16 protein-coding genes are annotated in these 13274 nt (G+C 47.6%); 5 read left to right on the top strand and 11 right to left on the bottom strand.

The annotated features are described in order from the left end of the window. Positions 1 to 27: 27 nt before the first annotated feature. A complete protein-coding gene (locus ACM67B_RS04575) occupies positions 28 to 507 on the top strand; it encodes an acyl-CoA thioesterase (protein ID WP_416190340.1) in 480 nt (159 codons plus the stop codon). A gap of 957 nt (positions 508 to 1464) precedes the next feature. On the opposite strand, the gene metW is transcribed toward ACM67B_RS04575, so the two are convergent. Then, positions 1465 to 2046, bottom strand: a complete 582-nt coding sequence (gene metW, locus ACM67B_RS04570; RefSeq protein ID WP_123804861.1) for a methionine biosynthesis protein MetW — start codon at positions 2044 to 2046, stop codon at positions 1465 to 1467. Beyond that, positions 2043 to 3182 (bottom strand): homoserine O-succinyltransferase MetX, encoded by a 1140-nt coding sequence (metX, locus tag ACM67B_RS04565; protein ID WP_416190339.1) that lies wholly within the window; start codon positions 3180 to 3182, stop codon positions 2043 to 2045. Before metX ends, metW begins: the two co-directional genes overlap by 4 nt. A 130-nt stretch (positions 3183 to 3312) precedes the next feature. Here metX and ACM67B_RS04560 point away from each other — a divergent pair, with 130 nt between their 5' ends. The 3 genes from ACM67B_RS04560 (at position 3313) to ACM67B_RS04550 (ending at position 6905) form a co-directional block, all read left to right on the top strand. Further along, positions 3313 to 3513, top strand: a complete 201-nt coding sequence (locus ACM67B_RS04560; protein WP_416190338.1) for a protein MIGRI — start codon at positions 3313 to 3315, stop codon at positions 3511 to 3513. 100 nt (positions 3514 to 3613) lie between these two features. After that, positions 3614 to 5200 (top strand): YdgA family protein, encoded by a 1587-nt coding sequence (locus ACM67B_RS04555; RefSeq protein WP_416190337.1) that lies wholly within the window; start codon positions 3614 to 3616, stop codon positions 5198 to 5200. A gap of 247 nt (positions 5201 to 5447) precedes the next feature. Continuing rightward, positions 5448 to 6905 (top strand): alpha-amylase, encoded by a 1458-nt coding sequence (locus ACM67B_RS04550; protein ID WP_416190336.1) that lies wholly within the window; start codon positions 5448 to 5450, stop codon positions 6903 to 6905. 83 nt (positions 6906 to 6988) lie between these two features. On the opposite strand, the gene kdsA is transcribed toward ACM67B_RS04550, so the two are convergent. From kdsA to hda, 5 genes are all read right to left on the bottom strand, one after another. Continuing rightward, positions 6989 to 7831: a 3-deoxy-8-phosphooctulonate synthase gene (gene kdsA / locus ACM67B_RS04545; RefSeq protein ID WP_416190335.1), complete on the bottom strand. Its 843-nt coding sequence runs from the start codon at positions 7829 to 7831 to the stop codon at positions 6989 to 6991. A gap of 112 nt (positions 7832 to 7943) precedes the next feature. Next, positions 7944 to 8327 carry an aspartate 1-decarboxylase gene (gene panD, locus ACM67B_RS04540; protein WP_416190334.1) on the bottom strand — a complete coding sequence of 128 codons (384 nt, stop codon included), beginning with the start codon at positions 8325 to 8327 and terminating at the stop codon, positions 7944 to 7946. Positions 8328 to 8418: 91 nt separating this feature from the next. Then, positions 8419 to 8742 (bottom strand): divalent-cation tolerance protein CutA, encoded by a 324-nt coding sequence (gene cutA / locus ACM67B_RS04535; protein ID WP_416190333.1) that lies wholly within the window; start codon positions 8740 to 8742, stop codon positions 8419 to 8421. A 12-nt stretch (positions 8743 to 8754) separates the two neighbouring features. Then, on the bottom strand, positions 8755 to 9423 hold the full coding sequence (locus ACM67B_RS04530; RefSeq protein ID WP_416190332.1) for an HAD family hydrolase: 669 nt from the start codon (positions 9421 to 9423) through the stop codon (positions 8755 to 8757). After that, positions 9420 to 10088 (bottom strand): DnaA regulatory inactivator Hda, encoded by a 669-nt coding sequence (hda, locus tag ACM67B_RS04525; RefSeq protein WP_095503147.1) that lies wholly within the window; start codon positions 10086 to 10088, stop codon positions 9420 to 9422. The genes ACM67B_RS04530 and hda overlap by 4 nt, the downstream gene beginning before the upstream one ends. A gap of 190 nt (positions 10089 to 10278) precedes the next feature. On the opposite strand from hda, the gene ACM67B_RS04520 reads away from it, so the two are divergent. After that, positions 10279 to 10863, top strand: a complete 585-nt coding sequence (locus ACM67B_RS04520) for a YqaA family protein (RefSeq protein ID WP_095503148.1) — start codon at positions 10279 to 10281, stop codon at positions 10861 to 10863. Positions 10864 to 10953: 90 nt separating this feature from the next. On the opposite strand, the gene ACM67B_RS04515 is transcribed toward ACM67B_RS04520, so the two are convergent. From ACM67B_RS04515 to ACM67B_RS04500, 4 genes are all read right to left on the bottom strand, one after another. After that, positions 10954 to 11376: a YidB family protein gene (locus tag ACM67B_RS04515; RefSeq protein ID WP_416190331.1), complete on the bottom strand. Its 423-nt coding sequence runs from the start codon at positions 11374 to 11376 to the stop codon at positions 10954 to 10956. Between the two features lie 158 nt (positions 11377 to 11534). Beyond that, entirely contained in the window at positions 11535 to 12002 is a 468-nt protein-coding gene (gene ruvX / locus ACM67B_RS04510; RefSeq protein WP_416190330.1) for a Holliday junction resolvase RuvX, read from the bottom strand. After that, positions 11995 to 12543: a YqgE/AlgH family protein gene (locus ACM67B_RS04505; RefSeq protein WP_416190329.1), complete on the bottom strand. Its 549-nt coding sequence runs from the start codon at positions 12541 to 12543 to the stop codon at positions 11995 to 11997. Before ACM67B_RS04505 ends, ruvX begins: the two co-directional genes overlap by 8 nt. 12 nt (positions 12544 to 12555) lie before the next feature. Next, the gene (locus ACM67B_RS04500; RefSeq protein WP_416190328.1) at positions 12556 to 13116 is read right to left on the bottom strand and encodes a CreA family protein; all 561 of its coding nucleotides are present in this window, start codon (positions 13114 to 13116) and stop codon (positions 12556 to 12558) included. Positions 13117 to 13274: the final 158 nt, after the last annotated feature.

Below are 13274 nucleotides of genomic sequence, written 5' to 3'. Positions count from 1 at the left end.
AACCTATAACAAACACAAGTCATCCATATGGAAAATACCCAACGCCAAGCATCACACGAATTGATCATGTCCGAGCTGATGATGCCCGACACCGCCAACTTCAGCGGCAACGTCCACGGCGGCGACTTACTGCGCTTGCTCGACCAAGTGGCCTATTCATGCGCCAGCCGTTACAGCGGCTACTATTGCGTCACCCTTTCCTGCGACCGCGTGTTGTTTAAAGAGCCAATTCACATCGGCGAACTGGTTACATTCTACGCCAGCGTCAACTACACCGGCCGCACGTCCATGGAAATCGGCATCTGCGTCGAAGCACAAAACATCCGCACCGGTGCCATCCGCCACACCAACAGCTGCTATTTCACCATGGTTGCAGTGGAAAACGGCAAAACGGTTGAAATTCCGCAATTGGAAGTAAAAACCGAATTGCAACGCTGCCGCTGGGAAAAAGCCAAAAAACGCAAAGAAATGAGCCTGCAAAGCAGCAAGATTTCTTGCGAATCTTAATGCTTAGACCAAGTTAACAATGCCGTCTGAAACTTTTCAGACGGCATTTTTTATCGTGATTCAGAATACCAAGCTTTTTTACAAAATTCAAAATCACTCAAAGATTGAGGCTTTTGCTAACTCATAAATTCTTGGTAATCTTTAAGCCGTCACTCCCGTACAGGCGCACTGCTGTCCGGAATAAATTTATTATCTTCATTCTAAGTTTTGCGACACAAGGTATTTAGCGGATTGTAACTTTGAAAAACTCAAAATCTCTAAAACAACCTATTCTAAAACAACCTATGTCCGTCATTATCGGGCTTGACCCGATAATCCAGGTTGAGAACTTTGCAAAACTCCTTCAAAAGCCAGCACACATCAAACCGACGTCATTCCCGCGCAGGCGGGAATCCATCTTTCAGCATAGCAAACTATTGAATAAAATAGGGTTCTTAAACGTTGAGATGGATTCCCGCCTGCGCGGGAATGACGGCATTTTGGTTTTTATTAATGATTCATCAGTTTTGCAAAGGTCTGAGACTGTTCAGATTGGGTAATTTTTCCTATAACGCGCTTGATTTTTCAGCTTGGGAGCGAAAAACTTCTTGTGATTCGGCATAAGATTCTGATTCTTGAAGGTCTGGATTATCGGGTCAAGCCCGATAATGACGGCACTTATTTTGTTGGGTTCTCCAAAAATCGCCTTCGTCTGGAAGTCAAAATTTATTCCGGACAGCAGTGCGCGTAGGCGAAAATCCAGGCCTATCAGTTTCAGGAATATTTAACTATTTCAGTAATTTAATATTCCAGATTCTCCGCCTGCGCGGGAATGACGGGCATAGTTTTCTTGGTTTAAAGTGAGTTTTGCAAAAGTCTCGGGGTATCAATTACTATGATTAAATTCAATCCGATAATTCAATATAGAAATCATCAGGCCGTCTGAAAACCATGTTTTCAGACGGCCTGATATTCATCTCAACCCACGCGGTAAAACGCCAAGCTGCCCAACAAATTCGGCAAATATTTCACCTGCTTGCTACCGGCCATCACTGCGCGTTCCTGCACGCGAATTTTGTTTTTCGCACACAGCAAATCAAAATCTTTAAGCGTACACCAATGGATATTCGGCGTATTGTACCAATGATACGGCATGCGTTCCGACACCGGCATATGGCCACCCAACGCAATTTGGATGCGGTTGCGCCAATAGCCGAAATTCGGAAAGCTGACAATGGCCTGCTTGGATACGCGCATCAAGCTTTGCAAAATCAATTCGGTATTCTGCATAGCCTGAATGGTTTGGCTCAACACAATCACATCAAACGAATTGTCGCCGAACTCTTCCAAGCCGCGCTCCAAATCAGCCTGAATCACGTTCACACCGCGCGCCATGGCGGCGATGATGCTGTCGGTGTCGATTTCAATGCCGTAGCCGCTGCAATTTTTATGTGCCACCAAAGCGGCCAGCAATTCACCGTCGCCGCAACCCAAATCCAATACGCGGCTGCCTTCTGGAATCCAATCATAAATCAATTGTAAATCATCGCGTAAATTCATGATTGAATCTCCTTGGCAACATTGTTCATATAAGCAGCAACAGCGCGGATATAGGCATCGTCTTCCATCAAAAAAGCATCGTGGCCGTGGTTGGACTGCACTTCGATATACTGCACCGATTTACGCGCGGCAATCAGCGCTTTAACCAATTCTTTCGATCGCTCGGGCGCAAAACGCCAGTCGGTGCTGAAGCTGGCCACAAAAAATTTGGCCTGCACATTTTGCAGCGCTTTACTGAGATTGTTATTAAAATCGGCCGCCGGATCGAAATAATCCAATGCTTTGGTCATCAATAAATAAGTGTTGGCATCAAAGCGGCCGGCAAATTTATCGCCTTGATAACGCAGATACGATTCGACTTCAAATTCCACGCCGTAGCCATATTGATAGCCGTCTGAATGCAACTCGCGACCAAACTTTTTGCCCAAACCTTCTTCGGCCAAATAAGTAATATGCCCCATCATGCGGGCGATGCGCAGGCCGCGGGTCGGGATTTTTTGCTCGCGTGCATAATGCCCTTCATTGAAATCAGGGTCGGTTAAAATCGCTTGGCGGGCGACATCATTAAACGCAATATTCTGTGTGGAAAGTTTTGGCGCAGAAGCAATCACCAAAGCATGGCGCACGCGTTCGGGAAAATCAATCGTCCATTGCAAGGCCTGCATACCACCCAAACTGCCGCCGACAACCGCTGCCCATTGCTCAATGCCCAAGGCATCCGCCAACATTGCCTGCGATTTCACCCAGTCTTTCACCGTCACCACCGGAAAATCGGCACCGTAATCTTGCCCGGTAGCCGGATTTTGCGACAACGGCCCTGTCGTGCCGTGGCAGCCGCCCAAATTGTTCAGCCCGACCACAAAAAAACGCTCGGTATCAATCGGCTTACCGGGGCCGACCATGCTGTCCCACCAACCGGGATATTTGTCTTCGGGCGTATGGTAGCCGGCAACATGATGGTTGCCCGATAAAGCATGGCAAATCAATACCGCGTTGGATTTTTCCGCATTCAATTCGCCATAGGTCTCAATCATCAAATCAAAACGCGGCAAAGTCTGGCCGTTTGCCAGCACCAAGGGCGTTTCAAATGCCATTTTTCGGGGTGTGACAATGCCCACCGATCCATTTTTATTCATGATTATTCCAAGGGTCATGCAAAAAATGTATTATAACGTTTAGCCAACATTTTGACATATCTTGACCATAAAATTCCTTTACTGCCTTCTTTCAGACGGCCTTATTTAAAAACCACCAAAGAGCCACCCTATGATCGGCCGCCTGCTGCGAATCTTTTTCCTTTTTGCCATCATTGCCCTGATTATCAACCGCCTGTTCAACCGCAAGCAGAAACGTGCCATGCGTGAAATGGCGCAAATCAGCGCGTGGGTATTGGTAGGCGCTTCGGTGGCGACGCTGATTTGGTATTTGATTATGCTGTATTTCAAACATATCCCGAACAGTTATTAATTGATGTAAAAGGCCGTCTGAACAGCCTTTACTCAAGACAAATCCACTAAAAAATGCTATGCTTTGTGCTTTAAATCTGTCGAACTGATTGTTTGAAGCAATGAAAAAGTTTCTTCTCCCGACCGCTGCTGTGATTATCGCCGCGGCTCTCGGCACACCTTATTATCTGGGCATTCAAGCTGAAAAAAGCCTGACTTCGCAGCAAAAATTACTGCAAGAATCGGGCTTTCTCACGGTTGAATCACACGACTACGACCGCGGCTGGTTTACTTCCACCGAAACCACCGTCATCCGCTTGAAGCCAACCTTGCTGCAAAACACGCAAAAATACCTGCCTGACAATCTGAAAACCGTGTTAAAAGAGCCGATTACCGTGGTCAACCACGTTACCCACGGCCCTTTTGCCGGCGGCTTTGGCACGCGTGCCAAAGTAGAAACCGAATTCCAATACCATCCTGAAGCAGCTAAAGTATTGGCGCGATTCTTCGGCGACAAGACACCGGTCAGCATGACCAACACCGTTTATTTCAACGGCAACGGCGTGATGAAACTCAGCATTCCGGAATTCGACTATGAAGAATTGTCCGGCATCAAGCTGATTTGGCAAGGCTTGAGCGGTCAAACCGATTATGAAAACGACTTTGTCGGCTATGCGCACGATTATGCCGCGCCTTCATTGCAAGTGAAATTGGCCGACAAAGGCGATATTTCCCTAGAAAACCTACATTTCAAATCGGAAACTTCTGACGGCCTCAACAAACTTTCCTTAGGCAAAAGCAGCATCACGCTGGATAAATTCCTACTGCAATGGAAAGAAGGCATTGATTACAATGTCAAATTAAACGAATTGGTAAATCTGGTGACCAATCTGCAAATCGGCGCGTTTATCAACCCGACCGGCACGATTGCACCTTCTACCATTGAAGTGGCTAAGTTGAAATTTGAAACCCAAACCAATGAAGTGGACAAATTCATCAACAGCGAAGGCCGTTTCCAATTCGATACCCTGACCTACGGCAAAGACCACTACGGCCCGCTCGACATCAATGTTGCCGCCGAGCATTTGGATGCACAAGGTTTGTTGGCACTTAAATCTAAACTGGCACAAATTGCCGATAAGGAAATGAGTGAAGAGCAGATTCAAAACGAATTGATTCAGACGGCCAAGACCGATGCCTCAGGTTTGTTTACCCAAAATCCAGTGTTAAACGTGAAGACGTTTAAATTCACCATGCCGCAAGGCAATGTCGATGCTTCCGGCACATTGGCCTTTAAAGATTTGGTGCAAAAAGATTTGGATAATCTGACCGATATGCTGAAAAAAACCGAAGCTGATTTCAACCTGCAAGTGCCGCAAAAATTGCTGGAGCAAATGGCCATCAACCAAGCGCGCAGCATTTTCAGCGTCAATCCTGAAGACGAGGCCGCCGGCCACGCCACCATTGACGACATCAACGAAACCTTGCGTTTAATGGTCGACAGCACCATCCAAAGCATGGCGCGCGACCAATACCTGACCTTGCAGGATAACCATGTCAAAACGCATCTCAATCTGCAAAACAGCGAACTGAAGCTCAACGGCAAAGTATTGGAAACCGAGCCGGAAGCAGCGTTCGATGAGAGTGATATGTTGCCCGATGAAGCATTTGAAAATGAAGCAGCATCGGCTGCCTCTGCTGCTCCTTAAGTCTTTTATTACCATCTAAACAGGCCGTCTGAAACACACGTTTTCAGACGGCCTGTTGCATCACTTAATCTTTTACTGATGATAAAAAATCAAAGCATTAGTGATGAATACCGATGCCCAACATGCCTAATCATTAAATTTAACGAACTATTCAAAAATAAGTTTGGCGCTTTACCAAAATTGGTGCTACATTCAAACTGTTCAAAACAAAATAACAACGAAACAAACTTTCAATCAGAGGTCGCCCATGAAAAATCAAACCATCATGCAATATTTCGAATGGTATTTGCCCGATGACGGCAAACACTGGCAACGCTTGGCCGAAGACAGCCAACATTTGGCCGACATCGGCATCAGCAAAGTCTGGCTGCCGCCCGCCTGCAAAGCCACCGGCACCAACGATGTCGGCTACGGCATTTATGATTTATACGACTTGGGCGAATTCGACCAAAAAGGCGCTATCCGCACCAAATACGGCACCAAAGACGAATATCTTCACGCCATCGCCGCTTTAAAAGAAAAAGGCATCCGCCCGATTGCCGACGTGGTGTTGAACCACAAAGCCGGTGGTGACGAAAAAGAGACCTTTGCCGTATTGAAAATGAATCCCGACGACCGCCAACAGCCGATTTCGGAACCTTACGAAATCGAAGGCTGGACGCATTTCACCTTTCCCGGCCGCAACAATCAATACAGCGATTTCCAATGGCACTGGCACCATTTCAGCGGCACCGATTACGATGCCAAGAATGAAGAAACCGGCGTTTTCATGATTTTAGGTGAAAACAAAGGCTGGGCGGATAACGAATCGGTCGATTCCGAGTATGGCAATTACGACTATTTAATGTTTACCGACATCGATTACAAGCATCCTGATGTGTCCGCACACGTGCGCGACTGGCTGAAATGGTTTGTCGATACCACCGGTGTGACCGGCTTGCGCTTAGACGCCATCAAACACATCGATCAAAACTTCATGCGCGAGCTGATTCAATACGCCAAAGAACTTTATGGCGATGAATTTTACGTGTTTGGCGAATATTGGCACGGCGATTTCGGCACTAAAGACGAATATCTCAACGGCACCGATTTTACCTTTGATTTGGTCGATGTTGGCTTACATATGAATTTCTTCAATGCCGCCCAAGCCGGTGAAGACTATGATTTAACGCAGATTTTTCAAGGCAGCTTGGTCGAACATATTCCGACTTCAACTGTTACCTTTGTCGATAACCACGACACCCAGCGCGGCCAATCGCTGCAATCCACCGTGGATGATTGGTTCAAACCCATGGCTTACGGCATTATCTTGCTGCGTGAGCGCGGTCTGCCCTGCGTGTTTTACGGCGATTATTACGGCATTGATGGCGAATTTGGCCAAGCTTCTTTCCGCGAGGTCATCGACAAATTACTTTATTTGCGCGCAGATCACGCCTATGGCGAACAAATCGATTATTTAGACAACCCCAACTGCATCGGCTGGACGCGCTTAGGCAATGAAGAATATCCTAACGGCTTAGCCGCCATCATCAGCAACAGCGCCGAAGCAGAAAAAAGAATGCACGTCGGCGTGCTCAATGCCGGTAAAACCTTTGTCGATTACCTTGGCCATCACGATGCGGAAATTGAGATTGATGACGAAGGCTGGGCAGTGTTCCCTGTGCGCAGCGGCAGCATATCGGTATGGGCGGTGAAACAGATGTGATGATTAGCCAGCCTTCGCTTTAAATCAAAAGGCCGTCTGAAATATTAACTTTCAGACGGCCTTTCACTTAATCACATAAAATCTTAATCAATCACCAGCGGCGGAAATGATTTCACCGTTTCATCAACTGCTTTCACGCGCAGCAAGAAATCTTCCAATTGTGCCAACGGTAATGCACTCGGGCCGTCGCAACGGGCTTGGTCGGGATTTTCGTGTGATTCCAAAAACAAACCGGCCAAACGGGTTGCCATACCAGCCAAAGCCAAATCAACCACTTGCGAACGACGGCCACCGGAAGCGGCGGCACCAGAGTCACGCGTTTGCAGCGAGTGGGTTACGTCAAAAATAATCGGCGTTTGTTCACAGGTTTTCTTCATCACGCCGAAACCAAGCATATCGACCACCAGATTGTCGTAGCCGAAATTGCTGCCACGTTCACACAAAATCAATTGGTCGTTACCGGCTTCTTTAAATTTTTCGATGATGTTTTTCATCTGCGACGGGCTTAAGAATTGCGGCTTTTTGATGTTGATGACATTGCCTGTTTTTGCCATCGCCACCACCAAATCGGTTTGGCGCGCCAAAAATGCCGGCAACTGAATCACATCGCACACTTCCGCTACAGGCGCGCATTGGTAAGGCTCATGCACATCGGTAATCACCGGCACATTAAATTCACGCTTCACCGCTTCAAAAATCTTCAAGCCTTCGTCTAAGCCCACGCCGCGGAAGGAATGAATCGACGAGCGGTTGGCCTTGTCAAACGATGCTTTAAACACATACGGAATGCCCAATTTATCGGTTACTTTAACGTAATGCGCGCAGGCTTTGAGCGTGGAATCCATGTCTTCCAACACATTGATGCCGCCAAACAGGGTAAACGGCAAATCGTTGCCGACTTGAATTTGATTGATTTGAACATTCATGGCTGAATCCTTTACTAGGCCGTCTGAACATCACGGCGCTCGTCACTATTTAAAAACTACTGAATATTGAAAGGCCGTCTGAAAGTTTCAACCGTTCAGACGGCCTTTTGCATTACAACACCGTATGCGGCGGCTCATACGAAATCACATCGCGGATTTTATTGTGCTCGTCCACCAGCACCACTTTTGGCTCATGGTTGGCGACTTCCGGTTCAGACAACATCACATACGACATAATAATCACGATGTCGCCCTTTTGCACCAAACGCGCCGCTGCGCCATTTAAGCACACCACGCCGCTGCCGCGTTCGCCGGGAATGGTATAGGTTTCAAGGCGTTCGCCATTGTTGTTGTTGACGATAGCGACTTTTTCGTTAACACAAATACCGGCAGCATCCAGCAAATCTTGGTCAACGGTGATGCTGCCGACATAGTTTAAATCGGCTTCGGTTACGGTGGCGCGGTGAATCTTGCCGCCGAGTATGGTACGGAACATGGGTTTGTTTTTCTTTCTCAATCAATTTGGGTTTACAGCATTTCAGACGGCCTCAAGCATTAATTTAGGCCGTCTGAAAAATAAACCGCTATTATAACCCCATTTGCGTCTTCATCCAGCGCAAATATGCCGATAAACCGCGCGATACCGTCTGCATCACAATTTGTGGGCAATCGTAGCTATGGTTCGCCAAAATCAGCTTTTCCACCGCTTTATAATGACAACGCGAAGATTTAATCACCACGCGGATTTCTTCATCGCAACACACTTCTCCCTGCCACACATAATGGCTGCGGATGGCTTCATACTGCACGCACGCGGCAATTTGGTTTTGCAATAAAGCCATGCCGATTTTCTCTGCTTCTTCTCGCGTGGCAGTCGTGGTGGTAATGATAACAGGCTTGAATGTGGGCATTTCAGACGGCCTTTATTTAAAATTCAACACCGGCCAGCCTTTTTCTTGCGCTTCGGCCAACAATTCGGCATCAGGATTCACTGCCACCGGCTCGTTCACATGGCGCAGCAACGGCAAGTCGTTTTTGGAATCGCTGTAGAAATACACTTTGTTGTAGCTATCTAAGGTTTCGCCACGCTCGGCCAGCCATTCGTTCAGGCGGGTGATTTTGCCTTCTTTCAGGCTTGGTGTGCCGTGGTAATTGCCGGTGTAGCGGCCGTCTGCACCGATTTCAAGCTGGGTGCCGATGACGTTTTCAATGCCGAATGCGTGACAAACCGGGGTAATGATGAACTCGTTGGTGGACGAAATCACCAATAATTCGTCGTCGGCATTTTTGTGGCTGTCCACCAGCATACGCTGCATCGGCGTGATGTTCGGCGTGATGAATTCGGCCATAAATTCGCGATGCATTTCAGCCAATTGTTCCATGCTGTATTCTTTCAACGGAGCAAGATGGAATTTGAGAAATTCATCGATATTCAAGCAGCCATTGCGGTAATCTTGGTAGAATTTTTCGTTTTGCGCTTCGGTGTATTCGACATCGACCAAGCCTTTTTTCATCAGGTATTGCGGCCATGTGTGGTCGGAATCGGTGTTGATTAAGGTGTTGTCGAGGTCGAAGATGGCGAGGTTTTTCATTCTGTTTCCTGTTGTTTTAAAAGTTGGCGCAAAAGCGGTAAGGTGATGCGTTTGCCCATCATCACAGCGTAATGGTCGAGCGTGTCGAGCATTTGCACGAGGCTGTCCATGTCACGCCGCCAATGGTTTAAGAGGTATTCGAAGATTTCGGTGTCGATGGTGACTTGTCGCGCGGCGGCCATGCTGGCTAGGGCATCGATTTTTTCTTGGTCGGTTAAGGGTTTCACTTCGTAAACCAAGCAATAAGCCATGCGGGTACGTAAATCTTCACGAATCACCAATTGTTGCGGGGTGTATTCGGAACCAAGCAGTAGAAAGCCTTTGCCGCTGTTGCGAAAGCGGTTGAAAATGGCAAACAGCAGGGCTTGTTCTTCATTATTCAGCCGCTCAACTTGGTCGATGGCCAAATAGTCGGCATCAAAGGCTTTTTCAGTTAAGGGGTGAACGGCAGCATCGATGTACACGGCATTTTTACCGGCTTCCAAGGCTTGGGCAATCCATGCTTGCAGCAAATGGCTTTTGCCTGCGCCCTGCTCACCCCAAACATAGATAAACTGGCCATGTTTATGCCGCAAAACGTACACCAGCTCGGCATTTTCGGTGCCGAGAAATTTATCGAAGCTGGGGTAATCGTGTGCGGCAAAATCGAAAATAAGCTGGTTCACGGAAATATTTTGGCCTGTATGGGAATCGGAGTTATTTTACGTTGTTTTGGCGGCTTGTATCAAGGTTTCAGACGGCCTGCAAACTTAAGCAAAATTTTCTTGTCTAAGCCTGCATTTGGTTTAAAATGCTCGCTGATTTTGACGGAGGCTTTGTGCATGGCCGCCGTTTTTCTTGTTTGAAAGCCCTTTAATGAAAATTTTTGAAACCGTTTACGACAAAACGCTGCAATGGTCAAAACACCGTTTTGCGCCGTTTTGGTTGAGTTTTGTCAGCTTTATCGAAGCCATTTTCTTCCCTGTGCCGCCGGATGTGATGTTGATTCCGATGTCGATGGCGGAGCCGAAAAAAGCCTTGCGCTTTGCAGTATATACCACGCTGGCATCAGTTTTGGGCGGCATGATTGGCTATGCCGTCGGCTATTTCGCTTTTGATTGGGTATCGGGCTATATTCAAAGTTGGGGCTTGCAGGCCAAATTCGATCAGGCGCAGCTTTGGTTTGAAACGTGGGGCGTGGTGGTAGTGTTTTTGGCAGGTTTCTCGCCAATTCCGTTTAAAGTCTTCACCATTTGCGCCGGCGTGATGAACATGGCGTTTTTGCCGTTTGTATTATCCGCCGCCATTTCCCGCTTTGCCCGCTTCTTCTTGGTGGCCAGATTATCGGCTTGGGGCGGTGAAAAATATGCGGATAAAATCCGCCACTACATCGAAATGCTGGGCTGGGGCACGGTAGCCTTGGCGGTAATTGGTTATGCGGTGTATAGCTTTACCCATTAAGTAATTAAAGGCAGTCTGAATATTCAGACTGCCTTTAATCGATTAAAAAACCTTGGATAAGATTTATCCAAGGTTTTTTCATTTTAGCGCTTATTTGATGAAGTTTTTCAACACCAATGACGCAATGTCGTCCAAACCGAAACCATCGGCTTCTTGTGGATTACCGTTTGGCGTGGCGCTGTCGACCAAATTTGGCAACACTTGCGCCAACAAATCGCTGGCTTGCTGGCCGTCCATACCGAATTTTTGTGCCACTTGACCAATCACGTCGCTGCCCAAGGCGCTTTGCAATTCGTTGCCTGAAACCGGCGCATTGTCTTGAGAAGTAGAAACCCAGCTACCCAATGCCTCGCCTAAGCCACCTTGTTGCAATTGGTTAATCAAGTTGCCCACGCCACCTTGCTGTTGCACCAAATCCATCGCCATATCGATCAGCGGGTTTTGGCTGGTGCCGTTGTTATTGTTGTTCAGGGCTTGGGTTGCCACGTTCAACAAAGTATCCATTAAAGCCATGATGTATCCTTTAAATGATGTGTTGTTGTGAAACGACTTGAGTGTAGCAAACATTGGCGCGTTTACCTGTTTTCTTAACACAAATATACGCAGGCCTTCTGAAAAGATGTTGCACAGCACAATCGGTTTATTTCAGACAGCCTCAATCAAAAGCCTTTTTATTTACTGTCTTCCGCTTCCCGACCATTAAAATATTCCGCTGCACCGCCTTCAAAAAAGCCCTGCAAAATGGCTTGCGCGGCCACTTGGTCCAACACCGATTTCTGTTTGCGGCCAAACACCTGCGCTTCAGCCAGCAAACTTTCGGCATACAGCGACGACATGCGTTCATCCACCCAATACACCGGTAGATTAAACCGCCCCTGCAAACGGCGGCCAAACTTGCGGCTCAAGCGTGTTAAGTCATGCTCTGTGCCGTCGGTATGCGTGGGCAGGCCGACCACCAATTGACGCGGCTGCCATTCTTTCACCAGCTTGGCGATGGCTTCAAACTTGGCATCGTTGCTGTTGCCGGTGACAGTTGCCAGCGGATGGCTCATGCCCAATTCGGCATCGCCCTGCGCTACGCCTATGCGCGCTTCGCCAAAGTCAAACGCCAGCGTCGTACCTTTGAGTGCTTTATGCATGCCCTGCCCCTGTAATCAAACGGTCAGGCTGAATGCCGAGCTTTTCAAACACAGCCGCATAGCGGTGTTCATACGGCACATCAAACAAAATATGCTCATCGGCAGGTACGGTCAGCCACACATTATCGGCCAATTCGCGTTCCAACTGCCCTTTGCCCCAGCTGGAATAACCAATGCTCACCAAAGCCTTATCTACCGCACCGGGTTCGGACAAATTTTCGATAATGTCACGCGAAGAGGTCAGCGCCACGTTATCGGTTACCGCCAGCGTGCTTTGCCAATTGCCCAAAGGCGTATGCACCACATAGCCGCGGTCAACCTGCACCGGCCCGCCCATCATCACGCTTTCGTGCTGCATGCGCAACGGGATATTGCGGTTGCTCACGGCAAAAATCATGTCCATCGTAATCGGCGATGGCTTATTGATAATGATGCCCAATGCGCCTTCTTCGTCATGCTCGCAAAGATAAATCACGCTGTCTTGGAAAAACGGGTCATCCATATTGGGCATGGCCACCAAAAAATAGTTTGCTAAATTCATATATTCTCTTGATTATTTAGGTTGTGCCGGTGCCGCTACTTCGACAATACACGCACCATATACTTCTTTATTGGCCAAACCGGTGATTTCTTTTTCATCTACGCGCTGCCCGTCGAAGCATGAAATCGCGCTCAAAGAATTTTTCGGCGAACCTTGTACAATTTTATCGCTGTACACCAAATAGGCGAAAGCCTTACGCTTCGGGTCGTAATAACGGATAATCTGCTGGCTTTTGAAAGCCACGCTGGCACTGCGTTTGAACACCTGCTTCGGCTTGGTAACTGCTGCTTCATTGTAGCGAATGATATTGGCCGACTGCACACACGACACTGAAGCATCGCTAGCGTCTTCTTCCAAATTGACGGTTTCTTTCAAACCGCCTTTTTTGGCATAAGAAATGTAACACGCCACGCCCTGCACATCAGGGTCGTCAAACGCTTCTACTTCAATGCGGTCATTTTTGCCCAGCATATGAAATACCGTGCTGGCCTTACCGATTTTATCCGAATCGCTGCCGCCGCAAGCGGCCAACAATGCCGCTGCAATCGCGGCCAACGCTAATTTTCTCAACATCGCTGCTTTTTTTATCCATAAAATTTACGGATACTATATAAGACCGTTTAATAAGATTGCAAGCATTTGTGAAACGCGTTTAAATAAGATTTTCAGACAGACTGACAATTCAGTATAATCGAGCCTTGTTGCTTTTAATGACTTTAAGAAAATACATC

It is taken from the genome of Neisseria sp. CCUG17229, assembly GCF_047839235.1.
Classification (GTDB): domain Bacteria; phylum Pseudomonadota; class Gammaproteobacteria; order Burkholderiales; family Neisseriaceae; genus Neisseria; species Neisseria brasiliensis.
Note: the sequence above shows the minus strand (reverse complement) of the source record. Positions and strands in the feature narration are given on the sequence as shown.